Here is a 26,605-nt window from a genome sequence, read left to right as displayed (position 1 = left end):
CCGAGCCGGAGTGACTCATGTCTACAGCCACCGCCTGCGCCACCGCCCCGCCCGTCACGCGTCGGCCAACGCTTCCGCTTCGTGCGGTCGTGCCCACCGACGCCGCCAAACACCCGGCCGCGCGCTGCTCGGTCTGCGCCATGCGCTCGATGTGCCTGCCGCCGGACCTGACGGCCGACGAGTACGGCCGGCTCGACGCGATCATCTGCTCGACCCGGCACGTTCGCCAGGGCGACGCGCTGTTTCGCATCGACGACCCGTTCCAGAGCATCTATGCGGTGCGTGCCGGCTCGTTCAAGACGGTGATGATGCACCGCGACGGCCGCGAGCACGTGACCGGCTTCCAGATCGCCGGCGAAACGCTTGGCATGGACGGCATCGGCGGCGGCCGGCACTGCTGCGACGCGATCGCGCTCGAGGACAGCGTCGTGTGCATCATCCCGTTCGACGCGCTCGAAGCGGCGTGCCGCGAAATGAAATCGATGCAGCATTTCCTCTACCAGATGCTGAGTAGCGAAATCGTCCGCGAGTCGAGCCAGATGCTGTTGCTCGGCACGATGTCGGCCGAGCAGCGCGTCGCGCATTTCCTGCTGAACCTGTCGTCGCGTTTCGAGGCGCGCGGCTATTCGGCATCGGAATTCAATCTGCGGATGACGCGCGAAGAGATCGGCTGCTATCTCGGCATGAAGCTCGAGACCGTCAGCCGGATGTTCTCGCGGTTCCATCGGGATGCGCTCGTCGAAACGCGCGGCAAGCGCGTGCGGATCATCGACGCGCAGGCGCTCGCGCTGGTCTGACCCGCGGCACGGATCGCGTCATTGCACGGCGGCGCCCGTCGCGGCCGCAGGCGACGCAACCGCTTCCGGTTCGCCCGACTGCCACGCGGACAGCACCTGCTCGGCTTGCGCGAATGCACGGCGCATCGTCTCGTTCACGTCGTCGCCGGTGCTGCATGGCAGCGCTGCCGGCGCGCGACCATGCATGATCAGGTCGAGCCGCACGTCGTAGATCCGGCCGCCGTCGACGGCCGGGCGCGACTCGATCGCCAGCCGGCAATCGCCGAGCCGCGCGCGGAATCGCTCCAGCCGCACCAGCTGTGCGCCCGCTTCGGCCTCGAGCGCGGCGGAACCCGCGAATCCGACGCAGACGATCTGCATGCCCACGCCCATTTCGTTCCTCCTGACGGGCCACCCGCTCGTCGGCCGCGTTACCTGTTCCAATGTCGCTGTCCCGCTCGCAGCGGAATCCCGCCGCGCCATGAACGACGCGCCGGTCGCTGCCTGGGCAGCCTTGCATCCGGGCGTCGACGGCATGCGGCAATTCATACGCTGAATGTCTGCGACGTCTTCATTTCGATCCACGTCATCCCGGCCCGCAGCCCTTCGATCGCGGCCTCGTGCTCGGTGGGATACGCGTGACTGTGCTCGAACGTATGATGAAAGCGCGCCGCGCCCGTGCCGTGCTCGACGGACACGCGGCAGCGGAACTCGCCGGATTCGCACGGCCGCGTCTCGACTTCGACCGACCAGTCGCGTTCATGAATCGTGCCTTGCAGTGTCATGCGCCCTCCTGCGGTGTCAGTCGTCGAGCCGGAAGTGTCCGCTATGCAGCAACACCGGCCGTCCACCGATTTCGTCGAGCATGCGTCGTGCCATCGCTTCGATCGCCGACCGGTGTGCATCGAACGCGCCCAGCAGGTCCCGCTCGAGCAGTGACGGCGCGCCGAAATGATCTTCCAGTGCTTCGGCCGTGATCGCGCATTGCACGCAGCGGCCATCGACCCGTGCCGAAAACGCGACGACCAGGTCGCGTGCGCAATATTCGGGCGGTTCCGGTGGAAAGGCAATCTGCATCTGTCCGCCTGTCATCGTCAGGACGATCCCATGACATGAGCATAGCGGCCCGCGCCGCCGCGCGCTTGACCCACGTCAAGCGGTTCGCTGCACCGCACGATGCCGCGCCCCATCGCATGGCCGGACGGGCGTTCAGCCGGCGTCCGTGTCGATCGCCGCACCGCGCTCGGCCAGCAGTTCACGCAGCACGCTGCGGTGGCAGCGGTGCTCGTCCTCGCAGTAGCAGCCGATCGAGAACGCGCTCGTCGCCGACAGCGCGGCCAGCAGGTCCAGCACCTTCGGCGCGTCGCCATGCGCCATTTCCGCACGAAAGTGGCGCGTGAACGCGCGCCATTTGGCGTCGGTTTCGGCCGTCAGCGCCTGCGCGACGAGCTCGGGGCTCGGCGACAGCGTCGGCAGCCATACATCATAGTAGTTGCGCGATGCGAATTCCGCCTTGGGTACGCCGCGCGGCGGCCGCCGCACCGTGCCGATCCTCAGGCCCTCGCCAGCCGCACGCGGCGAGCCGAGCCGTACGATTCGAATAGCCATGCTGCTCCTTCGTTGCGTTCGATCCGTCATCGTAACGCCGCGTCGTCGCCGCGCAAGAAAAAACCGGCTGCCCCCACGACGGAGACAGCCGGTTTCGGCGATGCGTTCGGCGCGCCCGCAGGGGGCGCCCGGAGGCGCGCCGCTCAGACGCCGCTCTTCAGCACCTTGCCGATCGCGTCCGCGACGATGCCGACGTTCGAATCGTTCAGACCCGCGACGCACATGCGGCCCGAGCGCAGGATATACACGCCGTGGACTTCGCGCAGCGCGTCGACCTGCGATTCGGTCAGGCCCGTGTACGTGAACATCCCGCGCTGCTTCACGTAGCGCGTGAGCGCTTCGCCGCTGACGTGATCGCGCAGGCCGTCGTGGATCGACTGGCGCATGCGCGCGATGCGGCGGCACATCGCGGCGAGCTCTTCTTCCCACTGCTTGCGCAGCGCGGGCGTGTTGAGCACGGTCGCGACGACCTTCGCACCGTAGGTTTGCGGGTTGCTGTAGTTCGAGCGCACCGCGCCGGCCAGTTGGCCCAGCACGCGCTCGGCAGCCGCCGCATCCTCGCAGACGACGCTCAGGCCGCCGACGCGCTCGCCGTACAGCGAGAAGTTCTTCGAGAACGAGTTCGCGACGAGCGCCGGCACGCCGCGGCGCGCCAGTTCGCGCACCGCGAAGGCATCCGCGTCGAGGCCCGCGCCGAAGCCCTGGTACGCCATGTCGACGAACGGCAGCAGGCCGCGCGCCTCGATCACGTCGATCAGCTTCGCCCACTGGCCTTCGTCGAGATCGACGCCGGTCGGGTTATGGCAGCACGCATGCAGCAGCACGATGCTGCGCGCCGGCAGCGCGTCGATCGCCGCGAGCATCGCGTCGAACTTCAGGCCGCCCGTCGCTTCGTCGTAGTACGGGTACGTGTTCACCGTGAAGCCGGCGCGCTCGAAGATGAAGCGGTGGTTTTCCCAGCTCGGGTCGCTGAGCCACACCTGCGCTTGCGGGAAGTAGCGCTTCAGGAAATCGGCACCCACCTTCAGCGCCCCCGAGCCGCCGAGCGTCTGCACGGTCGCGAGGCGGCCGGCCGCGCGCGCCGGGTGATCGGCGCCGAACACGAGCGCCTGCACGGCGTCGCGATACGCGGCGAGGCCGATCATCGGCAGGTAGGGTTTCGGGCCGAGGTCGCGCTGCAGCGCGGTTTCGGCTTCGCGCACGGCGCCCATCACGGGAATCCGGCCTTCGGCGTCGAAATAGATGCCGATGCTCAGGTTGACCTTCTGATCGCGCGGATCTTTCTGGAAGTTCTCGTTGAGCGTCAGGATCGGATCGCCCGGGTACGCGTCGATGTGTTCGAACATGGCTATGTCGGTCTCGTTTGGAAGAATGATCGTGATGCCTGTGTCAGCGCGCGGATGCGCCGTCGCGCATCGCGTAGCCCGCATTCTTCTGACGGAAGCGATACCCGATCGCGAGCACCGCGAGCCAGACGGGAATCAGGTACACCGACAGGCGGAGATCCGGCGTCAGGTACATCACGACGAGAATGCCGGCCATGAACGCCAGGCACAGGTAATTCGTGAAAGGATAGCCCAGACTGCGGAAGGAAGTCTCCTCTCCGGCAATGCGCTTGGCCTGGCGGAACTTCAGGTGGATCAGCGTGATCATCGCCCAGTTGATGATCAGCGCCGACACGACGAGGCCCATCAGCACCTCGAACGCCTTGCCCGGCATGAAGTAATTGACCAGCACGCACACGCCCGTCGCGAGCGCCGACGCGCCGAGCGCGGCGAGCGGAATGCCGCGCTTGTTCACCGAGCACAGCACCTTGGGCGCGTTGCCCTGCTTCGCGAGGCCGAACAGCATCCGGCTGTTGCTGTACACGCCGCTGTTGTAGACCGACAGCGCGGCCGTCAGCACGACCACGTTCAGCACGTTCGCGACCAGGTTGCTGCTCAGCGCGTGGAAGATCAGCACGAACGGGCTGCCGCCGGACACGACCTTTTCCCACGGATACAGCGACAGCAGCACGGCGAGCGCGCCGATGTAGAAAATCAGGATGCGGTAGATCACCTGGTTGGTCGCGCGCGGAATGCTGTGCTTCGGATCGTCGGCCTCGGCCGCGGTGATGCCGATCAGCTCCAGCCCGCCGAACGAGAACATGATCGCCGCCATCGACATCACGAGCCCCGACACGCCGTTCGGGAAGAAGCCGCCGTGCCGCCACAGGTTCGCGACGCTCGCTTCCGGCCCCGCATGACCGCTCGCGAGCAGCCAGCCGCCGAAGCCGATCATCCCGACGATCGCGGCGACCTTGATGATCGAGAACCAGAATTCCGTCTCGCCGTACGACTTCACGCTCGCCAGGTTCAGCAGGTTGATCGCGACGAAGAACACCAGCGCCGACACCCAGGTCGGCACGCCGGGCCACCAGTACTGCACGTAGATCCCGACGGCCGACAGCTCGGCCATGCTGACGAGGATGTACAGCACCCAGTAGTTCCAGCCCGACAGGAAGCCGGTGAAGTGGCCGACGTACTTGTCGGCGAAGTAGCTGAACGAGCCGGCGACCGGCTCGTCGACGACCATCTCGCCGAGCTGGCGCATGATGAAGAACGCGACGACGCCGGCCACGGCGTAGCCGAGCAGCACGGACGGGCCGGCCATCTTGATCGTCTGCGCGATGCCGAGGAACAGCCCCGTGCCGAGCGCGCCACCGAGCGCAATCAGCTGGATGTGCCGATTCTTCAGCCCCCGCTTCAGGCCGTCCTTCTCGTTTCCAGAAACCATGTCTTCTCCACTCTGCCCGCCTCCGCCGGAAGCGGTGCGGCGCGCCTCGGTGTGCCGGGCGCTGTTTTGCTGTGCCGGCGGCCGTTCGTGGAGCCGCCGGGTTGGGGGACTGCAATCTTCGCGCGGCGACGCCCGATTCGCGTCGGCAGGCCGGCCACACTGGCCGCCGACTATCGCCCTCGCCCGCATTGCTGCGGACGCACACGAAAATCCGGCGTCAGTTTAGCGTCGCGACGGCGAAATCGGGTTGCGTAACCCGCTCATGCAAACCCTACATTATGAGATAAGATTGCATCCGGGAGACAGATGAGGAAACAAAAATGCCTGAACCGGTTCTCGATCGCATCGATCGCCACTTGCTGTCGGTGCTGCAGGAGAACGGCCGCGCGTCGAACCTCGACCTGGCGAAGGCCGTCGGCCTGTCGCCCGCGCAGACGCTGCGGCGCCACCGCCGGCTGGAGGAGATCGGCGCGATCCGCCGCTACGAAACCCGTCTGTGCCCCGATACGCTTGGCTTTGGCGTCACCGCATTCGTGCACGTGACGATGGAGCGCGGGCATATCCGCGACCTGTCGAAATTCCAGAAACTCGTGTCGGATCTCGCGCAGATCCAGGAATGTTTCTCGGTGACGGGCGATATCGACTACGTGCTGAAGGTCGTCGCGCACGACCTGAAGGGGCTGTCGACGTTTCTGCTCGAAACGCTGATGCGCATTCCCGGCGTGAGCGGCGTGCACTCGAGCGTGTGTCTCGATGAAATCAAGTGCACGAGCGCGATGCCGGTGGAGGGGTGATGCCGCACCATCCGGCATGGCGGGCGACGCACGGTCCGGCGGCAGCCGGGCTCACCGCACCACTTCAAACGCACTGATCAGCAACGCCCCCGAAGCAATCACCAGACACCCGCCCGCGCGACGCGGCGTCAGCCGCTCGCCGAGATACGCGCGCGCGATCAGCGCCGCGAACACCACGCTCGTTTCGCGCAGCGCCGACACCGGGCCCATCGGCGCGCGATCCATCGCCCAGATCACGATCCCGTACGCGAGCGCGGCGAACACGCCGCCGCATGCGGCCTTCGCCGTTTCGCCAGGCTCCTGCGTCAACCGCAGCGGCCCCGCGCGCAGCCGGTAATACACGGCCATCAACACCCCGGTCAGCACGAACATCCACGCGGTATAGCCGACCGTGCTGCCGCTTTCCCGCACGCCGATCCCGTCGACCACGCTGTATGCGGCGATCGATACGCCGGTCGCGAATGCGGTCGGCAGCACCTGCGTCATCCGGTGCTGTGCGCCGCGCCCGCGGTCGAGCCCGATCGCCAGGATGCCGGCGCAGATCAGCACGAGCCCGCCTTGCGCACCCGCGCTCAGGCGCTCGCCCGCGAACACTGCCGCGCCCAGCGTGACGAGCAGCGGTGCGGTGCCGCGCGCGACCGGATACGCGACGGTCAGGTCGCCGTGCTCGTACGCGCGCACCAGCAGCAGCGTATAGACGACGTGGATCACCGCCGATGCGGCGACGCAGGCCCAGCTCGCGGGCGTGATCGGCGCGGCGGCCGGCAGGAACAGCAGTGCGAACAACCCGATCGCGATCTGCAGCACCGTGGCCGAGCGCAACCGGTCGCCGCTGCTGCGCACGAGCGCGTTCCATGACGCATGCAGGAAGGCGGCGCACAAAACGGCAAACAGAACGGGGATCGGCACGCTGAATACTCGCTGACGGCCGGCAACGCGAAATCGTCGCCGCGGCGCCGATCATCGCATGAATGGATCACCCGACTGTCAAAAAAGCGCGGTGGCGCGGGCGCCCCGGCGAACCGGACCATCGCGCTGTCGCCCGCCCCGCGCGGCATGCGCGGCGATGACCGGCCCCCCGCCGAATGTGTCGGCCGGATTGCATGCGCGCCCTACCTTTCCTCTGCCTTTCTCCAGGCTTCGCGTCGTAATGAAATCGATACCGCGACGCAACCGTCGCGAAACCGGCCCGCCCCCATATCTTCATGACGGGCTGTTCCAATGCCGGTGCTCCATCACGCGCTCCGCGCCGAACCAACACGGCGACGGAGCCGGCTCCCCACCATCGAAAACCTATCTGGAGTTTCCCGATGTTCCGTCAAGCCTTGCTCGTCACAGCCTGCGCCGCCGCGGCGCTTGCGCTGTTCGCCTGCGGCGGCAGCGACGATCCCACGTCGACGCCCCCGGTGTCGGCGCAGGATGCGCTGCAAACCGCCACGCCGATCAAGCACGTCGTCGTGATCTACGGCGAAAACGTGTCGTTCGACCACTACTTCGGCACCTACCCGAACGCGGCGAACCCGTCAGGCGAACCGGCATTCAACGCGAAGCCCGGCACGCCGACGGTCAACGGGCTGACGGGCACGCTGCTCACCGCGAACCCGAACTTCACGAACACGGCCAACGGCACCGACGCCGCGAACCCGTTCCGCCTCGACCGCACGCAGGCCGCGACCGCCGACCAGAACCACGCGTATACGGCCGAGCAGCAGGCCGAGGACAACGGCCTCGCCGACCTGTTCCCGAAATACACCGGCAAGGGCTCGTCCGGCGGCGCCGGCGCGTTCGGCACGAAGGGCCAGGTGATGGGCTACTTCGACGGCAACACCGTCACCGCGCTGTGGAACTACGCGCAGCGCTTCGCGATGAGCGACAACGCGTACACGACGGTCTACGGCCCGTCGACGCCGGGCGCGCTGAACGTCGTGTCGGGCCAGACCAACGGGATGCAGGTCGTCAAGACGTCGAAGCAGCCATCGACGCTTACCGCCACCTCGTACTACATCAACGACGGCCAGGGCGGCTTCACGATGATCAACGACGTCGACCCGGGCTTCGACGTGTGCTCGAGCACGACCGACCAGGCGATGATGAGCGGCAAGAACATCGGCGACCTGCTGAACGGCGCGAAGATCACGTGGGGCGGCTTCATGGGCGGCTTCAACCTGTCGACGACCAACGGCAACGGCACGACGGGCTGCGCGCGCAGCACGGTCGCCACCGCCGTGAACGCCGCGACCGCCGACTACATCCCGCACCACAACTGGTTCCAGTACTACGCGTCGACCGCGAACCCGCAGCACACGCGCCCGAGTTCGGTCGCGGCGATCGGTTCGAGCCTCGAAACCGACGGCAAGACGGCCGAACCGGCGAACCACCAGTACGACAGCGACGACTTCTTCGCGGCCGTGAAGGCCGGCAACTTCCCGTCGGTCAGCTTCCTGAAGGCGCCGGCCGCACAGGACGCGCACGCGGGCTACTCGGACCCGCTCGATGAGCAGGCGTTCGTGACGAAGGTCGTCAACTTCCTGCAGCAGCAGCCCGACTGGCAGAACACGGCCGTGATCGTCACCTATGACGACTCGGACGGCTGGTACGACCACGCGTACACGGCACCGACTCACGCGTCGTCCGACGCGGTCGACCAGGTGAACGGCAACGGCAAGTGCGGCTCGGGCGGCACCACCGGCGTGAACGGCGGCACCGTGAACGGCCGCTGCGGCCCGGGCGTGCGCATCCCGTTCGTCGTGATCTCGCCGTACGCGAAGCAGAACTACGTCGACCACACGATGCTCGACCAGGCGTCCGTCGTACGCTTCATCGAGGACAACTGGCTCGGCGGCCAGCGCATCGGCGGCGGTTCGTTCGATGCGACGGCAGGCGACCTGCGCGCGCTGTTCGACTTCTCGTCGAAGCCGAATACGGCGCCGCTGTATCTCGACCCGACGCAAGGCACCGTGCTGAGCGCGGCGCCGTCGATCTGACCGGCGACGCGTTACCGGTCGCAGCACGCAACAGCAGGCCGGCGCATCGTGCGCCGGCCGTTTCCGTTTAACGCGCCGCTTTCACACGGTGCCCGATTGTCGACCGACAGCATGACAGCTCGTCCCGCGTTCCCGTCTCCCGAAACATCCGGCGCCGCCGCGCCGCGCTCCCCTGCCCGCGCGCTGCGCCGCGCCGCGTTCGCGCTCGGCGCGGCCGTGGTCGGCTACGGCGCGTTCGCGATTGCGTTTCCGGCGCACACGCCGGCCGCGATCGGCGATGTCGTCGCCGACTGGACGGGCGCGAATCCGCATCCGGTCGTGTTGCAGCGCCCGGCCGCGCAGCCGTTGTCGGCGGTCGCGCAGCTCGGGCGCGCGCTGTTCGCCGATCCGTCGCTGTCGGGATCCGGCAAGCAGTCGTGCGCGTCGTGCCATAGCCCCGATCATGCTTACGGCCCGCCGAACGGGCTCGACGTGCAGCCGGGCGGCCTCGCGATGACGCAGCAGGGCTACCGCCCGCCGCCGTCGCTGATGTACCTGTATCGCCAGCCGAACTTCAGCATCGGCCCCGATGCCGGCGAAAACGACGCCGCGCCGAGCGTTGCGCAGCAGGCTGCCTCGGCCGCCGGCGTCGTCAAGGCGCGGAAGGTGGCCGGCACGTCGGCCGCGCCGCAGCTCGTACCGCAGGGCGGGATGTTCTGGGACGGCCGCGCCGATACGCTGCAGCAGCAGGCGTTCGGGCCGCTGTTGAATCCGGTCGAAATGGCCAATGCGAGCATCGACGATGTCGCACGCAAGCTCGCGCAGTCGTCGCATCGCGCGCAGTTCGAGCAGTTGTTCGGCCCACGCGTGTTCTCCACGCCGCAGCTTGCGGTGTCGGAAGCGATGTTCGCGATCGCACGCTATCAGGTCGAGGATCCGTCGTTCCATCCGTACAACAGCAAGTACGACCGCTGGCTCGAAGGCCGTGCGCGCCTCACGCAGGCCGAGCTGCGCGGACTGCGGCTCTTCAACGACCCGGACAAGGCGAATTGCGCGGGCTGCCATCTGTCGAAGCCCGGCAAGGATGGCTTGCCGCCGATGTTGACCGACTATCAATACGAGGCGCTCGGCGTGCCGCGCAACCAGGCGCTGGCGCAGAACCGCAACCCGGCGTTCTACGATCTCGGCGTGTGCGGGCCGTTCCGCGAAGACCTGAAGGACCAGACGCAGTATTGCGCGATGTTCCTCACGCCGACGCTGCGCAACGCGGCGACGCGCCACGTGTTCTTCCACAACGGCGTGTTCCATACGCTCGACCAGGTCATGGCGTTCTACAACGAGCGCAGCATCTGGCCGCAGAAGTTCTATTCGCGCGGCGCGGACGGCAAGATCGACGAATACGACGATATCCCGGAGAAGTACCGCGCGAACGTCGACGTGACCGATGCGCCGTTCGACCGCAAGCCCGGCGACAAGCCGGCCATGAGCGCGCAGGACATCAAGGATATCGAAGCGTTTCTCGGCACGCTGAACGACGAGCCGGCACGCTGAGCATCGGCTCGCCGGCGCGCTAGCGGAGCAGCGCAACGTTCTCGTCGATTCGACGCTGAATGTGCATCAGGGTGTCTTCGGTGATGATCCCCTGGTAGTCGCGCGTGGCAATGGCCGAAAACCGGCTGGCCACGCCGCACATTCGGTCGATCATGTCGCCGGCGGCGGTGGCGGAAATCTCCGCCTCGTTTGCCAGCCCGAGCAAGGCCGTCCGGTCGATCTGCAGGGCCTCGCCCATTACATCCATCTGGTGGTAACCGCCGGGCCCTTCACAGAATGTCACGTCGTAGGCCGGCGCGAGTTTCCACTCGCCGGATCTCGACATGACGTACGCGAAGTTCTTGGGATGATCGTCCCGATTGTTGAACGCGACATTGAAGACAGCCCGTTCAAACGCCCGCGCCTTCTCCCGGACATCATTGGTGCACATGTGAGTCGCACGCAGGAAATTCACGTAATCCAGCGCACCGGGCGTTTTGTAATCGGCACCGGTAAACGCGGCGACGCTTTGCATGGGCACGCGCAGACCGTCCCGTCGGTCAAAGCGCCGGGACGCGAAGGCCGCCATCCCGTCAGGCAAATTGAAATGCAACGTGTCCGCGGTCTCGATGCCGCACGTGCGCAAGCACTCGGCGTAGACCATCTCGATGGCACACACTTCAGGATGTTCCTGCCGAGCCGGGAACTTGATCAACCACGCTTCGAAACCCGCCGTGGCCGCCGTCGTAAAAGCGCCGGACCGCGGATCACGGTAGACCAGCGCCTTCGGCCTGGCGCCTTGCGGAGAACCGCCGACCTGCAGCAACTGATGAAGGAACGCCCCACCTTCACCATTAAGGACTTCCTGCACCTCGGCCGCGAGTCGATCCAGAGGGATATTCGGCTGCGCTTCCTGGACCTCGGGCGCAACGGGCTCGAACGACATGGCCCCCATCGCGTGGTTGCCAATGTAAGCCAACCGCTCGAGCGGCCCGATGCGTGCGGCGTTGAGGCCGCGGCGTTTGAACAAGCGATCCATCAGCAACATGCCCCATCCGTCGGGCAGCGCGTCATAGACCGGTCCGGGCAGTCCCATCTGGTGGGACGGAAAGTCCTTGCGCAGTTTGGCCCCATGCAACGGGAGTGCATAAGACGACAGTTCCAGCCCCCTCTTGCGCGCGTCATCGCTATATTCGAACACGATCAACGGGCGCCCCGTGATGGCCGTCGTGGAGACCATCGATCCCCACAGCCAGTGCTCTCCCCAACCGTCGTAGTAAACATCGACCCGCTCAATCATGTCTGGTCGTCCTCTTGACGCGCTGGCGTTTGGCGCTCTTTTCATACCGGTGAACATCGTCCAGGCTATCGAGCTTCGGCAGGAACAGCGCTTCGAGTTCCTTGCTTCGCCCGAGAACCATGGCGACACGGATGACCGTCTCGAGGCCTACATTGCGCCCGGCTTCCAGGTTGGACACGGTATTGGCGCCGACGCCAGCACGCGCGGCCACATCGGTCTGCGTCAGTTGCAACGCCAACCGCTCCGTGCGAAGCCGCTCGCAAATCAGGGCGACGATTTCATCAGGCTTGCGAAAGCTTAATTCCATCATAGTGGGTCTTATGGCGCTTTACGGTATGTAACTCACAATATTATAGAATTATAGACCCGATGAACTCAAGGCATATAATTCTGCAATATTGTGTCTTATCGATGAAAATCCCACATTAATCACTATAAAGAAGAATTAGCGTGCGATCGATATAGGCACTCTCTCCACCCAGAAGAAGCGCTTCAAGTGCACGTGGGGTTCCGGCTTCTGGAACCGAGCGCGACGGTGACGATCTGTAGCAACGCGTGAACGATCGTGTTGACGAACGGCACCCGCGGATCGGCCGCGCGAATCGCCCGGCGGATGCTGACGAGCGGCCGCCGTACCGGTACAGCGCCCACCAGCCGCCGCCCGCAGACGACAAGCGCAGCGGATCGGCCTGGGTCACGCCCGTGAGGAAGCTCTCGCTGCCGACCCCGTGCGCGAGGCTGTAACCGTAGGCGACGTGCTGGCTCGCATGCGGCAGCAGCGCGAGCAGCATCCCGCCGCAGCCCGCACCGACACCCGTCAGGATCGTGACGACCGCCATCCGCGCGAACGGGCGAGCCGCCCGCCGCGCGCACGCGTCACGCCGGATACGTGACGCGCTCCGGCTCGCGCCGCATGATCACCTTCCCGTGGCGCACCGACAGCGTGGCCTTCACCTGCCGGCGCACCGCTTCGTAGTCGCTGTCCGCATCGAGCACGACCAGGTTCGCGGGCCGGCCGACCGCGATCCCGTAACCGTCGCCGAGATGCATCGTCGTCGCGCTGTGGTCGGTCACGAAGTCGAGGCAGCGCTGCAGGTCCTGGTAGCCCATCATGTGGCAGATGTGGAGCCCCGCATCGAGCACGCGCAGGATGTTGCCGTTGCCGAGCGGATACCACGGATCCTTGATCGAATCCTGTCCGAAGCACACGTTCAGGCCCGCGCGGTCGAGTTCCGCGACGCGCGTGACGCCGCGCCGCTTCGGAAACGTGTCGAAGCGCCCCTGCAGATGGATGCTTTCGGTCGGGCACGAGATGAAGTTCAGGCCCGCGCGCTTCAGCAGCCGGAACAGCTTCGAGCAATACGCGTTGTCGTACGAGCCCATCGCGGTCGTGTGGCTGGCCGTCACGCGCGCGCCCATCCCGCGCACGCGCGCTTCTTCCGCCAGCACTTCCAGGAAACGCGAATGCGGATCGTCGGTCTCGTCGCAGTGCACGTCGACGAGGCAGCCGGTGCGCTCGGCCAGGTCCATCAGGAAACGGATCGAGCTGACGCCCTGCTCGCGCGTGTTCTCGAAATGCGGAATCCCGCCGACGACGTCCGCGCCGAGCTCGATCGCCTGCGCCATCAGCGCGCGGCCGCCGTCGAACGACTCGATGCCTTCCTGCGGAAACGCGACGATCTGCAGGTCGATCAGCCCGCGCGCCTCGTCCTTCACTTCGAGCATCGCCTTCAGCGCGGCGAGCGTCGGATCGGTGACGTCGACATGGGTGCGCACGTGCTGGATGCCGTGATCGCGCAGCATGCCGATCGCCGCGTGCGCACGCGTTTTCGTGTCGTCGTGCGTGATCGTCGCCTTGCGCTCGGACCAGCGCTCGATGCCCTCGAACAGCGTGCCGCTCATGTTCCAGGCCGGCTCGCCGGCCGTGAGCACGGCATCGAGGTGGATATGCGGTTCGACGAGCGGCGCAATCGCGAGGCGGCCGCCCGCGTCGATCTCGTCGGCGCCAACCGGTGCAGCCGGTGCGATCGGCGCCGTTTGCGCGTCGATCCGCGCAATCCGGTCGCCGTCGATACCGATCGTGAACAGCCCGTCGCGGCCGCGCAGGCGTGCATTGAAGAGGTTCATGTCGCTCCAGGCATCAAGCGGCGTCAACGCGCCGCGCAGGGGGAATCGGGCTGCGGCAATGCGTGCCGCGCTTTATTTGAAATCCTCGATCGTCAAGCCGGTCGCCGCGCGCATTTCGTCGTTCGTCACGTCGCGCACGTGCTTGCCGAAGGTCCACACGTGCCGGCCCGGGTCGCGAGCGCGGCTTTCGGATCGCGGTAGCATAGCGCGGCACTGAAGGACGGACGGTGAGGTTCGGTCATCGATGTCTCCGTTTCCCGGCATGGGACCACCCCATTCTCCACGCGCGTGGCGCGCCGATCAACTCCCGTCGCCGGCGGCGCGCGTGTTGTCAATGCGCGACACGGCATGCGCCGCAACCCCGCATCACGCACCGCGCCCTTGCCAAGGACGCACGCCATTCGGCCGCCACACCGGTTTGTGAACGCCGTGTGACGCACTCTTGCGCGGCGTGCAAAGGAGCCCTCGCGCGCCTGCCGCAGGAATCGGGCGGGCGCGCCCCTACACTTGCGCCGAACTTTGCTTACCCAGTCCCACACGCAGGAGTCATCGCATGAACAAAACCCTCGTTGCCGGCGCATGCACCGCCGCGCTGTTCGCCCCGCTCGCGCACGCGCAGAGCTCGGTCACGCTGTACGGCCTGATCGATGCCGGCATCGCCTACACCAACAACGTGGGCGGCGGTTCCCAATGGCGGATGGCCACCGGCACGATCAACGGCAGCCGTTTCGGCCTGCGCGGCAGTGAAGACCTCGGCGGCGGCCTGAAGGCGCTGTTCCTGCTCGAGAACGGCTTCAACACGAACAACGGCTCGCTCGGCCAGGACGGCAAGCTGTTCGGCCGGCATGCGTACTTCGGCCTGAGCCGCGCCGGCTACGGCACGCTGACGCTCGGCCGCCAGTACGATTCGATGGTCGACTTCGTCGCGCCGCTGTCCGCGACGGCCGGCGACTTCGGCGATACGGGCTTCGCGCATCCGTTCGACAACGACAACCTGAACCATTCGGTACGCGTCAACAACGCGGTCAAGTACACGAGCGACTCGATCGCGGGCTTCAAGGTCGGCGCGCTGTACGGCTTCTCGAACTCGACGAACTTCGCCGGCAACCGCGCGTACAGCGTCGCGGCGAGCTACACGAACGGCCCGCTGAAGCTGGCCGGCGCGTACCTGCAGATGAACGGCACGAAGGGCTCGACCAGCGCGAGCCCGGGCGCGTCCGACGTGGCCGAAGCGAAGGGCGTGAGCCAGGGCGGCTGGTCGGTGGGCGCGGACCGCATGCGCACGTACGGCGGCGGCGTCAGCTACGTGTTCGGTCCGGCGACGGTCGGCTTCGTCTATACGCGCTCGCAGTACGACAACACGGGCTCGTTCGGCTCCACCGGCCAGGTCGCGTTCAACAACTACGACGTGAACGTGCGCTATACGGTGACGCCGGCCGTCAGCCTCGGCGCGGCCTACGTGTACACGGACGCCAGCGTGTCGAACCCGGACAGCAAGCACGGCACCGATCCGAAGTGGCACCAGGTCGACCTGCAGGCGGTGTACAAGCTGTCGCGCCGCACCGACCTGTACGCGGAAGCGATGTATCAGCACGCATCGGGACGCGGTTACCAGGCGTTCATCAACACGTCGGGCGGCGCGTCGAGCACCGCGAACCAGGTCGTCGGCACGATCGGCATGCGCACGCGGTTCTAAGCGCCGATCCGCGTGACATCACGACGCGTCGCCCGCCGGCCGAAGCCCCGCCGCTGCAAACGGGTTCGGTCGATACGGGCGACGCGCGCCAATGTTGTTCCATCTGGAAAGCTGCCTGCCTGGAATCGGGGTTTTTGTGACGAGGCGCGCTGAATAGACTGGCATTGACGGTTCCGATCGCGGATCGATCGCCGAACCGGCCTCACCCCCGTCTACAGGAGAACATCGTGAAATCGCTCGTCGTCACCGCCGCCGCTGCCGTCCTGCTTGCCGCTCCGGCGCTGTCGTTCGCTCAGTCCGCCAAGTCGCCCGTTACGCGCGCGCAAGTGCTGCAAGAGCTCTACGACCTCGAATCGGTCGGCTACAACCCGTCGCTCGGCGACGCCGGCAACTATCCGGACGACCTCATGGCCGCGCAGGCACGCCTGGCAGCCAAGCGCCTCGCCGAGCACAAGGCCGCGCAAGCCGCCTATGGCCCGGCCGGTGCGGGCGCAACCGAATCGGGCGTGACCGCGAATCCCCCGCTGTGAATGCCGCTGTGAATGCATCACGCAACGCCGCGCCCGCATGACACGTGTCGTGCGGGCGCGGTTTCCATTGCGGCAATGGCCGATGACGACGGGCCGGTGACGATTCGACCGGTCAGCGTGCCGCCCTGCCCGCGGCGTGCCGGTGAATCGATCGCCGTCAGGCGGCCTGCGCTTCGCGGCCGATCGCGTTGAGCATCTCGACGTCGTGGGCGATCATCCCCGGCACCTGCGCACGCAGCATCTCGACCCACGTGCGGACCTTCGCATCGACGAAGCGGCGCGACGGATACAGCGCATACACGTTCATCTTCTGCAGGATGTGCCCCGGCAGCACGCGCACGAGCGTGCCGTCGTGCAGCGCGTCGATCGCCGAATACAGCGGCAGCATGCCGATTCCGATGCCGTCGCGGATCGCGAGCGCGAGCGACTCGGCCGTATTGGTCTGCACCGGCCCGGCGACATGGATCTGCTCGACGCCTTCGGCTCCTTCGAGTACCCATTCATGAGTCGGGAACGCCGGCGTGCAGAGCGTCAGGCACGCGTGCGCGCCGAGATCCTGCGGGCGCGCCGGCGCACCATGGCGCTTCACGTAGTCGGGCGACGCGCACAGGATGCTGAAGGTCGAGCCGAGCAGGTGCGACACGAGTTCCGAATCGGGCAGCGACGACGCGGTCACGACCGCCATGTCGCTCGTGCCGTCGAACAGGTCCGGCATGCGCTGCGACAAGGACAGTTCGATGGACACGTCGGGAAACTGCGTGTGATAGCGCGTCAGCGCGGGCATCACGTAGTGATGGCCGACGCTCGCGAAGCTGTGCATGCGCAGCACGCCGGCCGGCCGCTCGTGCGCGCAGCTCGCCTCTTCTTCCGCACGGTCGACGTCGGCGAGGATCTGGCGGCAGCGCCGCAGATAGCTTTCGCCGGCCGACGTCAGCGCGAGACGGCGCGTCGAGCGATTCATCAGACGAGTGCGCAGGCGCGCCTCGAGCTCCGACACCGCGCGCGACATCGCGCCCGTGGTCGAATTCAGCGATTGCGCGGCCGCGGTGAAACTGCCCGTCTCGACGACGCGCGTAAACACTCGCATGTTTTGTAGGGTATCCATTCCTGTGAGCCACCTGTAGCGGAGCCGATATTTTCCTCCAGAGGCCGACGCAGATTGTTGCGCACCCTGCAACTATCGTTTCCCCGTGGCTGCGTTAATGCCCGCGCGCCGCGCTCCTACAATCGGCGCCTCACCAGTCGAACGGACCCGTCCGGACGCGCCGCGGCCCCGCACGCGCGCGCCCCTCTTTTTTCATGAAGCCACAACCTGCGATCGAGCGACCTTCCATCGAACCGGCACGATGGAGACCCTGGCTCGATCCGCTCGGCCGCGCCGCGCGCGACTGGGCCGCGAGCGACGGGCTGATCTGGCTGCACCTCGCGAAGACGGTGCTCGCCGCGCTGCTCGCGATGGGCATCGCGATGCGGCTGGAGATGCCGCAGCCGCGCACGGCGATGACGACCGTGTTCGTGCTGATGCAGCCGCTGTCGGGCATGGTGTTCGCGAAGAGCTTCTACCGCGTGCTCGGCACGGCGGCCGGCCTCGTCGCGGCGCTCGCGCTCGGCGGGCTGTTCGCGCAGCAACCGGAGCTGTACATGGCCGGCATCACGCTGTGGATCGGCACCTGCATCGCGCTCGCGGTGCGCAACCGTCACTTCCGCTGGTACGGCTTCGTGCTCGCCGGCTACACGGCCGCGCTGATCGGCCTGCCGGCGGTCATGACGCCGCAGACGCTGTTCCAGTCCGCGCTGACGCGTGCCGTGGAAGTCGCGCTGGGCATCGCGTGTTCCGGCGCCGTCAGCGCGCTGATCCTGCCGCTCAGCTCCGCGAAGGCGCTGATGCGCTCGCTGACCGCCCGCCATGTGAAGTTCCCGGCCTTCGCGGCCGGCGCGCTGTCGGGCGACGTCGCGCGCGGCGATTTCGAACGGCGCTTCGCCGATTTCGTCGACGAGATCGTCGGCTTCGAGGCCAATCGTGCGTTCGCGTCGTTCGAGGATCCGCACATTCGTGTGCGCAGCCGCCGGCTCGCCCGGCTGAACAGCGAGTTCATGAACGCCTGCACGCGCCTGCATGCACTGCACCAGCTCGTCAAGCGCCTGCGCGAAAACCGCTCGGACGCCGTGCTCGACGCGCTCGCGCCGCACCTCGACGGGCTCGCCCGGCGGGTCACCGCGTTGCGCGACGAGCGGCAGCGCGGGATCGCGTCGACCACCGGCGCGCTGCTCGACCTGCGCCGCTTTCACACCGCGTTGCCGAAGGCCGCGCGCGCGTCGCGCCACGCGATCGAGGCTCATGCGGCCGGCGGCCTGCTCGACTTCGACACCGCGATCGAGCTGGTGTATCGCTTCATCGGCGAGTATGTCGGCTATGCCGACACGTTCGCGTCGCTCGACCGCGACGATCACGCGTTCGAGCGCTCGGTCACGCACTACGCGGTGAAAACCAATGCGTTCTTCGTCGGCTTCGCGTTCCTGCGCACGCTCGTCGCCGTCGGTGCGATGAGCGCGTTCTGGCTCGCGTCCGAATGGCCGAGCGGCTCGCTCGCCGTGATCGCCACCGCGATCGCGTGCGCGCTGAGCTCGACGTCGCCGCGCGCGCCGAAGTTCGTTGCGCAGATGGGCGTCGGCGCGACGTTCGCGACGGCGGTCGGCTATGTGTTCCTGTGCTACGTGTATCCAAACATCGACGGCTTTCCGCTGCTGTGCGCGGCGCTCGCGCCGGTGCTCGGCCTCGGCGCGTTTCTCGCGATGCGCCCGGGCCTGTCCGGCTACGGGATCGGCTTCGCGGTGTTCTTCTGCCTGCTCGCGGGCCCCGACAACGCGATCGCGTATACGCCCGAGGTGCTCGTCAACAACGGTTTCGCCATCGTCGTCGCGATGTTCGCGTGCTCGATCGTGTTCGCCGTGGTGTTTCCGACCCACATGCCCTGGCTCACGTCGCGTATCGCGCACGATCTGCGCCGCCAGGTCACGCTCGCGTGCGAAGGCGCGCGCGAGGGCCTCTCGGCGCGCTTCCAGTCGAGCACGCACGATCTGATGGCACAGTTGCGCACGCTGCTCGTCAAGCGCACGCGACAGCATCGCGACGCGCTGCGCTGGATGCTGTCGACGCTCGAGGTCGGTCATGCGGTGATCGACCTGCGCGACGAGCTGCACGGCTTCGCCGAATCGAAGCCGCCGCAGACACTGCACTGGACGACCTCGATCGATGCGGTGCTGCGCGCGCTGCCGCGCTTCTTCGACGATCCGACGCCCGTCCACCACGCACGCGCGCTGAAATCCGTGAACCTGGCGATCCGCGCCGCGCAGCACGCGCTGCACGCGTGGTACGCCGTGCCCGATGCGCGCCACCGCATGCAGCGCATCGTCGGCTGCCTGCACTTCATCCGCAGCGCGCTGCTCGACAAGGACGCGCCGTTCAATCGTCACCGGCATTGACTCGTCGACGGCGATCGATCCGGATCGATGCGTACGCAACGTGATCCTTGTTCCGATTGGAAATAAGCTCTGCACCCGCGATGATTAATCTTTAAGCAGTGCGCACCTATAGTTTCCTCACTGCCAGCGAGACTGGCACTGACCCAGGAGAAACCGAAATGAAGCCGCTGCACCTCGCCCTCGTTGCCCTGTCGCTCGCCGCCGCTGTCGCGCACGCCCAGTCCGCACCTGCCGACCTCGCGCAACAACCGGCGAACCGCGCCGAAGCCGTCCAGGCAGCCGGCCGCGTCGATCGTTCGCAATCGAAGCAGGACGAACCGAACGCATGCGTCGGCCCCGTCAGCTTCTGCAACGTCTACTTCGGCAACTGAGCATGACACCGCGTCGTCACGGCCAGGCCCGACGCGCGCGCATCGCCCGCATCGCATGCGCACGCGCCCGACGCGCCGGCCGCTCGCCGCAACGACACTGCCCGCCACGCCGCTTCGAGTGAAGCGGCGCATGCCGTTTCAGGCGCCGCGCCCCGGCCGCCACCCCACTTCGCGCAACGCATCCAGCAAGCGCGCCTGCCCCAGCCCTTCGACCCGCGCGCCGCGCGATGCGACCTCGCCCCCCGCGACCAGCGCATTGACGATCGCTTCCTCCACCGCTTCCGCCGCCGCGACGAACAGCGCGGAGATATGGTCGTTGTTGACCATCTTCACGCCGGTCGTCGGCACGCCCTTGCTGCCGTAGTTCGCGGCCGGCAGCCTGTCGTTGCCGGTAGCGAACGCCAGGAAGATGTCGCCGCTCGAATCCTCGGTGCCGCCGCCGACGCGGGCCAGCCCGACGCTCGCACGCTGCGCGAGGCGCGTGCATTGATGCGGCAGCAGCGGCGCGTCGGTCGCGAGCGTGACGACGATCGAGCCCATCCCGGCCTCGCCTTGCGCCGCGGCCGCGCGAAACGGCGAATGCACGTGCCGCAACACTTCACCGACCGGGTAGCCGGCCACGCGCAGCATCTCGCGCACGCCGTGGTTCGCCTGCACGAGCGCGCCGACGGTCCAGCCGCCCGCGTCGGCCGCGACTACCCGCGACGCGGTGCCGATACCGCCCTTGAACTCGTGGCAGATCATGCCCGTGCCGCCGCCGACGCCGCCTTCCGCGACCGGCCCCGACTGCGCGGCGGCCAGCGCGCGCTGCACGTGCGCGGCGCTCACGTGCTGCCCCCAGATGTCGTTGAGCAGGCCGTCGTAGGTTTCCATCACGACCGGCATGCACCAGTACACGCGGCCGGCCGCCGCTTCGCGTTCGTTCGCGACCAGCGCATCGCGCACCGCGCCGACGCTGTGCGTGTTCGTATAGGCGATCGGTGTCGTCAGCAGGCCGGCTTCGCGGATCCATTCAAGCCCGGTCGCGTCGCCATTGCCGTTCAGCACGTGAACGCCCGCGAAGCACGGCGAATCGTGCGCGGTGCCCGCGCGCGGCTCGATCACGGTGACGCCGGTGCGGATCGACGCGTCGCCGTTCTCGACGTTCAGCGTGCAATGGCCGACCCGCACGCCCGGTACGTCCGTGATCGCGTTGAAGCGGCCCGGCGTGCCGAGCCCGATGCGGATGCCGAGATCCCTCGTGCGCATGATGCAGTTCCTCCCGTCCTTCAATGGTTCGGTGTTTCGGTATGGCAGGGTGTCGGTGCGGCGTTCAAAGCGCGCGGAACGCTTCGCTGTGGCGCGCCCAGGCCAGATACATCACGAGCGCGGCCACCAGCAGCCCGCCGATGATGATCAGGTCGGTGGACTTCGTCGCCGTCGCCAGCGTCGTGTAGAGCGTGTACGCGGCGCCCGCGACCGCGACGAGCGGCGTCACGGGCCACAGCGGCATCCGGTAGTGATGTTCGACGTCGCGACGCACGCGCCGGCTGGCCAGCGCGGCCAGCCCGACGACCAGGTAGATCAGCAGCAGCAGGTCGACCGTGAACGCGGTCAGCTCGTCGAGGCTCGACACGAACACCAGCCCCGCGGACGGCACCGCCAGCGCGAGCGTCGCGAGCCACGGCGATTCGAAGCGCGGGTGGATCGTCGAGAACGCGCGGTTGCAGGGTCGCGACCAGAGCGCATGCCGGCCGCTGCTGTACAGCAGGCGTCCCATCGTGATCACGATCGCGATGATCGCGTTGAACACCGACAGGAAGATCCCGCCGCTGACCACGCGCGAGATCACCGGGTTGCTCAGCGACCGCACGACATAGCCGATCGGGTCGGCGCTTTTCGTGAGTTCCGTCAGCGACGGCGCGCCGAGCACGATCGCGGTCAGCGGCACCAGCTCGACGACGAGGATCAACAGCAGCGAATAGATCACCGCCTTCGCGACGTTGCGGTTGCCGCCGCGCAGATCTTCCGCCAGATACGCGGCGGAGCCGAAGCCGTTGTAGCAGAAGATCGCGGTGCCGATCGCCGGCACGATCGCCGCGAGCGTGGCCGGCACCAGTGCATTGCCGCTCGCGACGACGGGCGCGACCAGCACGTCGGCGCCGCGATGCGGGGAGCCGAAGCCGAGCCCCGCGATCAGCATCAGCACGCCGATCTCGACGACGAGGAACGCGCCCGTGATCCACGCGTTCGTCTTGATGTTCAGCATCCCGAGCACGTAGCCGAGCAGCACGATCGCCAGCGCGACCGACGGGTTGCCGAAGTGCGTGCCGAGCGCGTTGTTCAGGTACGGCGCGGCACCGCTCGCGAGCACGGCCGGGATGAACACGCTGACGGACAGCACCGTGATGAAGGTCAGATAGCCGGGCAGCGTGCCGAACACGCGCTTGGCCATCACGTATTCGCCGCCCGCGCTGCGATGCGCGGCGCTGAGTTCCGCGTAGCAGAGCGCGAACGCGAGTGCGAGCACGCCGCCGAGCACGAACGACAGCACCGCGCCGCTGCCGGCCTGCTGGATCGCGAACGGCGCGATCACGAAGATCGAGCTCGCGGGCGTCACGCCCGACACGGTGATCATCACCGCGTCGCGCACGCTGAGCGTCCGCGACAACGCGCGCGGCGCGTCTTCCGTGACAGGTGCCGCTTGCAGCGTGCCCGTCGATTCCGACATCATCGCCATTTCGTTCTCCTGTGCTCCTTTGCTGCGGTTTTTTGAACGCCCATACTCGGGCCCGAATCATTGCGTGGCAGTCTAGGAAGCCAAATTCAGGACCGCTATTCCCCCTTCGTGTTACGCCTTCCGGTGGTGGTATGGATCGACTCTTCTCCGAAATCGCGATGCACCAGGCGCTCGGCCGCGCGATCGATCATCTCGGCCAGCCGCGCTTCTGGCGCTTCCTGGTGCTGCTGCTCAACGAGATGGTGCCGTTCGACAACGCGCTCGCGACCGCGATCGGCCGCGACGGCGTGCCGCTCGTGCTCGACGAGTACGACACGGGCGGCACCGACAGCGCGTCGCCGGTGCCGCTTTACCTCAATGGGTTATATCTGCTCGATCCGTTTCTGCAGGCCGCGCACGACGGGCTCGCCGACGGCTGCTACCGGCTCGAGGAAGTCGCGCCCGACCTGTTCCGGCAGAGCGAGTATTTCCTGAGCTATTTCCGCGATGCGGTCGGCGACGACGAAATCCAGATCCTGCTGCGGCCGAACCCCGACCTGTTGCTGTCGCTGTCGCTCGGCGCGGCCACGCGCTTCGACGTCGAGCCGCTCGGCAAGCTGACGGCGGCGATGCCGTGGGTGCTCGCGGCGATCCGGCAGCACTGGCGGCTGGTGGGCGATACCGCGCGCGCGACGCCCGACGACGATCTCGGCGCGCGCGTCGAGCAGGCGCTCGCGCGCTTCGGTGCGGGCGTGCTGACCGATCGCGAGATGTCGATCGCGAGAATGGTGCTGCGCGGCAATTCGTCGAAGGCGATCGCGGAGCGGCTGGCGATTTCACCGGAGACGGTGAAGGTGCATCGCCGGCATCTTTACGCGAAGCTCGGGATTGCGTCGCAGCCGGAGCTGTTTTCTCGGTTCATCCAGGCGCTGGGGGAAGATGCGGCGGGCTGAGCGCGTCGATGCAGGCGGTGCATTCACCCGCCCGCTTCGACGAACCCGCCATCGGGCGCCGGGTGCGGCACGTACCAGCCGAAATACACCTCGGCCTCGACGAGCCGACCATCCCGCACGCACAACCGCTCGGCGTTCCGGAACCGCCTGCCGGCCGTCGTTTCGGCTTCGTACACGACAAACACGTATTCGCCGTGCACCACAACGTCGACGAACTCGAAGCCTGCGAGCATCGCGCTGTTCGGCCAGCAACGCGCCAGATACGCGGCGCGGTCGAGCCGGTTGTCGAGCGGGCTCGTGAAATGGAAGTCCGGCGCGATCAGCGCTTCGATCGCATCGCGGTCCTTGTCGACATACGCGCGATAGCTCGCGCGCGCGACTTCACCGGGGTCGTCAGCCATCGTCGTTACCTCCGCGAAGCACCGGGACGAACACGCCGGCCGGCGTCGTCCCGGGACATCGTTGAAACGGGAACAGGAACGTGCGGCACGAGCCGCAACCACGCGATCCCGCGTTCGCAAGATATGCGCGTGCGTGCGGCCCGGTGCCATTCATGAAAACCCGCGCCGACAATCCGCCTGCGCCGCTCGGCGCGTTCCGCCGCAGGCACCCGGTCCCGCGGTTGCCCGTTTCCGCATGCGCGGGCATGATGTCCGCCAGCGTGCCGCGGCACGCGTGCGCTTCGGCGCGCATCGATGCCCCGAACGGCATGCCGTCGCCGCGCCGCCCCGGCATCGTCGAGCAATCCGCGTGCCGGCCCGTTCGCCCACTTCATCGAGCCCATGTCATTACGCGCATTCAGAACGCTGGTCGCGATCGCCCGATACCGGACCTTCGCCCGCGCCGGCGAAGCGATCGGGCTCACGCAGTCCGCCGTGAGCCTGCAGATCAAGGCGCTCGAAAGCGAATACAACGTCCAGCTGTTCGACCGTTCGCGTCGGCAGCCGGTGCTCACGGAAGCCGGCAACATCCTCGTCGCGCAGGCCGAGCAGGTGCTCGCGATGGTCGACCGGATTCCCGATGCGCTCAGCGACGAGAAGAAGCTCGTCGGCCGCTTGCGGATCGGCGCGATCCAGACCGCGCTGTCCGGCCCGCTGCCCGATGCGCTGCTCGCGCTGCGCGATGCGCATCCGTCGTTGCGCGTGCACGTATCGGCCGGCATGTCGGCCGAATTGGCGAACCGCGTCGCGGCCGGCGAACTGGACGCGGCAATCACGACGCGCCCGGTGCGCCCGCATCCGGCCGAATTAACCTGGACCACGCTGTACGAAGACCGCTTCTGGCTGCTCGCGCCGCCGCAATACGCGGGGCGCGACGCGGGCACGTTGCTGGAAGCGCTGCCGTTCATCCGCTTCGACGCGCAGGCGTGGGCCGGGCGGATGATCGCCGCCGAACTGCGCCGCATCGGCGTGCGGGTGCGCGAGGAGATGGTGCTCGACAGCGCGGAGACGATCGCACGGATGGTCGCGCGCGGACTCGGCGCGGCGATCGTCGCACTCCCCGACTCGACGCTCGCGCGGCTGCCGCCCGTCACGCGCTTGCCGTTCGGCCAGCCGCAAATGGGCCGCGCGGTCGTGCTGCTCGAACACCAGTCGCGTCCGGCCGAGCGTTTCGCGCATGCGCTGGCCGCCGAAGTCACCGCGTCATCAATGAGAATTTCTCATTGAATGCCCGATAATTAACAATTATTCCTGCTGCATCAGCGTGTTAACTTGGCGGCATCGTCACTCTTTCGATTGCGTGCCGCCATGTCGTTCCGCTGCTTCGCCCGCCGGCCCTCCCGACCGGCTCGACCACCACGCCCGGTCCACCTGACGGCGCGCCGATGATCGGCCCGATCCTGCTCGCGCTCGCGCCGGTCGCGCTGCTGGTCGCGTTCGGCCACGGCCTGCGGCGCACGGGCTTCATCGCCGAGGCATTCTGGCCGCACGCCGAGCGGCTCTGCTACTACGTGCTGCTGCCCGCGCTGTTCGCGGACGGTCTCGCGAATGCGCGGCTGCACGCGCTGCCCGTTTTACCGCTGGCGGCGGCGCTGGTCGGTTCGACCGTGCTCGTCGCAGCGCTGCTTCTGCTGGTGCGCCGCTTCGTGCCGGTCGACGGCGCCGGCTTCACGTCGGTGTTCCAGGGCGCGGTGCGCTTCAACAACTATGTCGGCACGGCGCTCGCCGCCGGCCTGTTCGGCGCGCACGGGATCGCGCTCGCGGCCGTGTGCGTCGCGGCGATCGTGCCGACCGTGAACCTGATGTGCGTGCTGGTGTTCGCCCGCTACGGCGACACGCGGCTCGGCGCCTGGGCGCTCATGCGTCAGATCCTGTCGAATCCGCTCGTCGTCGGGTGTGCGCTCGGGATTGCGATGCAGGCCGCCGGCGTGGCGTTTCCGGCTGCCGTCGAGCCGGCCGTGCACGCGCTGGGCGCGGCGTCGATGCCGCTCGGCCTGCTGTGCGTGGGCGCGGCGCTGAAGTTCGACGCGGCACGCGGATGGATGCAGCCGATGTGCATCGCATCGGCGTTCAAGTTCATGGCGATGCCGCTCGTCACGCTCGCGGCCGGCCGCCTGTTCGGGCTCGGCGATGCGGCGCTGACCATCGCATTGCTGTTCCAGGCGCTGCCGACGTCGTCCTCGTCGTACATCATGGCGCGCCAGCTTGGTGGCGACGCGCCGCTGATGGCCGGCATCACCGCGTTCCAGACGATCGCGGCCGCGCTCGCGATGCCGGTCGTGCTGACGACGCTTGCGTCGGCACCGGTGTTTCGCTGACGGCCCGGCACGCCTGCTCGATCGCCACCGTCACCGTCACGCCGTCGAGCCGGCCTGAATCCGCCCGTCGCGCGCCGCCGTGTTCACCAACCTGGTGCCGGTGTTCGGCGTGCTGCCATGTCGTTGCGCGACACATACGCATCGCCGATACGCCCCCGGTTCTTCCAGCAGCCCCGCCAAAAACCGCCTATGGTGAATGATGCGGGCCCGTTCCGCCGCCCATCGACTTCGCGTCGCCCGCAC

25 protein-coding genes and 2 pseudogenes are annotated in these 26,605 nt (G+C 67.5%); 11 read left to right on the top strand and 16 right to left on the bottom strand.

The features are described from left to right. Window positions 1-17 precede the first annotated feature (17 nt). On the top strand, window positions 18-797 hold the full coding sequence (locus ACTJKF_RS04460) for a helix-turn-helix domain-containing protein (RefSeq protein ID WP_440622356.1): 780 nt from the start codon (window positions 18-20) through the stop codon (window positions 795-797). Between the two features lie 18 nt (window positions 798-815). Here the strand turns inward: ACTJKF_RS04460 and ACTJKF_RS04455 are convergent, their stop codons facing one another. The 6 genes from ACTJKF_RS04455 to ACTJKF_RS04430 form a co-directional block, all read right to left on the bottom strand. Beyond that, window positions 816-1,169: a metal ABC transporter ATPase gene (locus tag ACTJKF_RS04455; RefSeq protein WP_440622355.1), complete on the bottom strand. Its 354-nt coding sequence runs from the start codon at window positions 1,167-1,169 to the stop codon at window positions 816-818. A gap of 152 nt (window positions 1,170-1,321) precedes the next feature. Further along, window positions 1,322-1,561: a UDP-glucose 4-epimerase gene (locus ACTJKF_RS04450; RefSeq protein WP_124498906.1), complete on the bottom strand. Its 240-nt coding sequence runs from the start codon at window positions 1,559-1,561 to the stop codon at window positions 1,322-1,324. Between the two features lie 16 nt (window positions 1,562-1,577). Continuing rightward, window positions 1,578-1,868: a DUF1488 domain-containing protein gene (locus ACTJKF_RS04445; protein ID WP_440622354.1), complete on the bottom strand. Its 291-nt coding sequence runs from the start codon at window positions 1,866-1,868 to the stop codon at window positions 1,578-1,580. Window positions 1,869-1,985: 117 nt separating this feature from the next. After that, the gene (locus tag ACTJKF_RS04440; protein ID WP_440622353.1) at window positions 1,986-2,384 is read right to left on the bottom strand and encodes a DUF488 domain-containing protein; all 399 of its coding nucleotides are present in this window, start codon (window positions 2,382-2,384) and stop codon (window positions 1,986-1,988) included. A gap of 143 nt (window positions 2,385-2,527) precedes the next feature. Next, entirely contained in the window at window positions 2,528-3,730 is a 1,203-nt protein-coding gene (locus ACTJKF_RS04435) for an amino acid aminotransferase (RefSeq protein WP_440622352.1), read from the bottom strand. 43 nt (window positions 3,731-3,773) lie between these two features. Then, a complete protein-coding gene (locus tag ACTJKF_RS04430) occupies window positions 3,774-5,159 on the bottom strand; it encodes an amino acid permease (protein ID WP_440622351.1) in 1,386 nt (461 codons plus the stop codon). Window positions 5,160-5,479: 320 nt separating this feature from the next. Here ACTJKF_RS04430 and ACTJKF_RS04425 point away from each other — a divergent pair, with 320 nt between their 5' ends. Beyond that, window positions 5,480-5,953, top strand: coding sequence for an Lrp/AsnC family transcriptional regulator (locus ACTJKF_RS04425; RefSeq protein WP_060339892.1), 474 nt, complete (start codon window positions 5,480-5,482; stop codon window positions 5,951-5,953). Between the two features lie 51 nt (window positions 5,954-6,004). Here the strand turns inward: ACTJKF_RS04425 and ACTJKF_RS04420 are convergent, their stop codons facing one another. Further along, complete coding sequence (locus tag ACTJKF_RS04420; RefSeq protein ID WP_440622350.1) at window positions 6,005-6,862, bottom strand: EamA family transporter; 858 nt, start codon at window positions 6,860-6,862, stop codon at window positions 6,005-6,007. 401 nt (window positions 6,863-7,263) lie between these two features. On the opposite strand from ACTJKF_RS04420, the gene ACTJKF_RS04415 reads away from it, so the two are divergent. Both ACTJKF_RS04415 and ACTJKF_RS04410 read left to right on the top strand, forming a co-directional pair. Beyond that, window positions 7,264-8,937, top strand: coding sequence for a phospholipase C (locus ACTJKF_RS04415; protein ID WP_440622349.1), 1,674 nt, complete (start codon window positions 7,264-7,266; stop codon window positions 8,935-8,937). A 111-nt stretch (window positions 8,938-9,048) separates the two neighbouring features. Next, window positions 9,049-10,467 (top strand): cytochrome-c peroxidase, encoded by a 1,419-nt coding sequence (locus ACTJKF_RS04410; RefSeq protein ID WP_440622348.1) that lies wholly within the window; start codon window positions 9,049-9,051, stop codon window positions 10,465-10,467. A 19-nt stretch (window positions 10,468-10,486) separates the two neighbouring features. Here ACTJKF_RS04410 and ACTJKF_RS04405 read toward each other — a convergent pair whose 3' ends face one another. From ACTJKF_RS04405 to ACTJKF_RS04385, 5 genes and pseudogenes are all read right to left on the bottom strand, one after another. After that, window positions 10,487-11,746 carry a type II toxin-antitoxin system HipA family toxin gene (locus ACTJKF_RS04405; protein ID WP_440622347.1) on the bottom strand — a complete coding sequence of 420 codons (1,260 nt, stop codon included), beginning with the start codon at window positions 11,744-11,746 and terminating at the stop codon, window positions 10,487-10,489. Next, window positions 11,739-12,056, bottom strand: coding sequence for a helix-turn-helix domain-containing protein (locus ACTJKF_RS04400; protein WP_440622346.1), 318 nt, complete (start codon window positions 12,054-12,056; stop codon window positions 11,739-11,741). The genes ACTJKF_RS04405 and ACTJKF_RS04400 overlap by 8 nt, the downstream gene beginning before the upstream one ends. A gap of 209 nt (window positions 12,057-12,265) precedes the next feature. After that, a pseudogene (locus ACTJKF_RS04395) lies at window positions 12,266-12,585 on the bottom strand (chloride channel protein); the annotation flags it as partial. 37 nt (window positions 12,586-12,622) lie between these two features. After that, a complete protein-coding gene (gene codA / locus ACTJKF_RS04390) occupies window positions 12,623-13,873 on the bottom strand; it encodes a cytosine deaminase (protein WP_440622345.1) in 1,251 nt (416 codons plus the stop codon). A 72-nt stretch (window positions 13,874-13,945) separates the two neighbouring features. After that, window positions 13,946-14,056: pseudogene (locus tag ACTJKF_RS04385) on the bottom strand (VOC family protein); the annotation flags it as partial. A 370-nt stretch (window positions 14,057-14,426) separates the two neighbouring features. Here ACTJKF_RS04385 and ACTJKF_RS04380 point away from each other — a divergent pair. Then, window positions 14,427-15,569: a porin gene (locus ACTJKF_RS04380; protein WP_440622344.1), complete on the top strand. Its 1,143-nt coding sequence runs from the start codon at window positions 14,427-14,429 to the stop codon at window positions 15,567-15,569. Between the two features lie 227 nt (window positions 15,570-15,796). Next, on the top strand, window positions 15,797-16,099 hold the full coding sequence (locus ACTJKF_RS04375) for a DUF4148 domain-containing protein (RefSeq protein WP_440622343.1): 303 nt from the start codon (window positions 15,797-15,799) through the stop codon (window positions 16,097-16,099). Window positions 16,100-16,256: 157 nt separating this feature from the next. Here ACTJKF_RS04375 and ACTJKF_RS04370 read toward each other — a convergent pair whose 3' ends face one another. Continuing rightward, window positions 16,257-17,204: a LysR family transcriptional regulator gene (locus ACTJKF_RS04370; RefSeq protein WP_440622342.1), complete on the bottom strand. Its 948-nt coding sequence runs from the start codon at window positions 17,202-17,204 to the stop codon at window positions 16,257-16,259. A gap of 194 nt (window positions 17,205-17,398) precedes the next feature. On the opposite strand from ACTJKF_RS04370, the gene ACTJKF_RS04365 reads away from it, so the two are divergent. Together ACTJKF_RS04365 and ACTJKF_RS04360 are read left to right on the top strand one after the other, a co-directional pair. Next, the gene (locus ACTJKF_RS04365) at window positions 17,399-19,582 is read left to right on the top strand and encodes an FUSC family protein (RefSeq protein ID WP_440622341.1); all 2,184 of its coding nucleotides are present in this window, start codon (window positions 17,399-17,401) and stop codon (window positions 19,580-19,582) included. Between the two features lie 158 nt (window positions 19,583-19,740). After that, on the top strand, window positions 19,741-19,953 hold the full coding sequence (locus ACTJKF_RS04360) for a hypothetical protein (protein ID WP_440622340.1): 213 nt from the start codon (window positions 19,741-19,743) through the stop codon (window positions 19,951-19,953). 138 nt (window positions 19,954-20,091) lie between these two features. Here ACTJKF_RS04360 and ACTJKF_RS04355 read toward each other — a convergent pair whose 3' ends face one another. Both ACTJKF_RS04355 and ACTJKF_RS04350 read right to left on the bottom strand, forming a co-directional pair. Beyond that, window positions 20,092-21,201, bottom strand: coding sequence for a P1 family peptidase (locus ACTJKF_RS04355; protein WP_440622339.1), 1,110 nt, complete (start codon window positions 21,199-21,201; stop codon window positions 20,092-20,094). 64 nt (window positions 21,202-21,265) lie between these two features. Further along, complete coding sequence (locus ACTJKF_RS04350; RefSeq protein WP_440622337.1) at window positions 21,266-22,672, bottom strand: APC family permease; 1,407 nt, start codon at window positions 22,670-22,672, stop codon at window positions 21,266-21,268. A 131-nt stretch (window positions 22,673-22,803) separates the two neighbouring features. Here ACTJKF_RS04350 and ACTJKF_RS04345 point away from each other — a divergent pair, with 131 nt between their 5' ends. Next, on the top strand, window positions 22,804-23,604 hold the full coding sequence (locus tag ACTJKF_RS04345) for a helix-turn-helix transcriptional regulator (RefSeq protein WP_440622335.1): 801 nt from the start codon (window positions 22,804-22,806) through the stop codon (window positions 23,602-23,604). 23 nt (window positions 23,605-23,627) lie between these two features. On the opposite strand, the gene ACTJKF_RS04340 is transcribed toward ACTJKF_RS04345, so the two are convergent. After that, window positions 23,628-24,005 (bottom strand): nuclear transport factor 2 family protein, encoded by a 378-nt coding sequence (locus ACTJKF_RS04340; RefSeq protein ID WP_440622334.1) that lies wholly within the window; start codon window positions 24,003-24,005, stop codon window positions 23,628-23,630. 381 nt (window positions 24,006-24,386) lie between these two features. Here ACTJKF_RS04340 and ACTJKF_RS04335 point away from each other — a divergent pair, with 381 nt between their 5' ends. Both ACTJKF_RS04335 and ACTJKF_RS04330 read left to right on the top strand, forming a co-directional pair. Next, window positions 24,387-25,271 carry a LysR substrate-binding domain-containing protein gene (locus tag ACTJKF_RS04335; protein WP_440622333.1) on the top strand — a complete coding sequence of 295 codons (885 nt, stop codon included), beginning with the start codon at window positions 24,387-24,389 and terminating at the stop codon, window positions 25,269-25,271. Between the two features lie 158 nt (window positions 25,272-25,429). Further along, a complete protein-coding gene (locus tag ACTJKF_RS04330) occupies window positions 25,430-26,362 on the top strand; it encodes an AEC family transporter (protein ID WP_440622332.1) in 933 nt (310 codons plus the stop codon). Window positions 26,363-26,605: the final 243 nt, after the last annotated feature.

It is taken from the genome of Burkholderia sp. 22313, from assembly GCF_052045245.1.
Lineage (GTDB): Bacteria > Pseudomonadota > Gammaproteobacteria > Burkholderiales > Burkholderiaceae > Burkholderia.
This window is presented reverse-complemented; position numbering and strand designations above follow the sequence as displayed.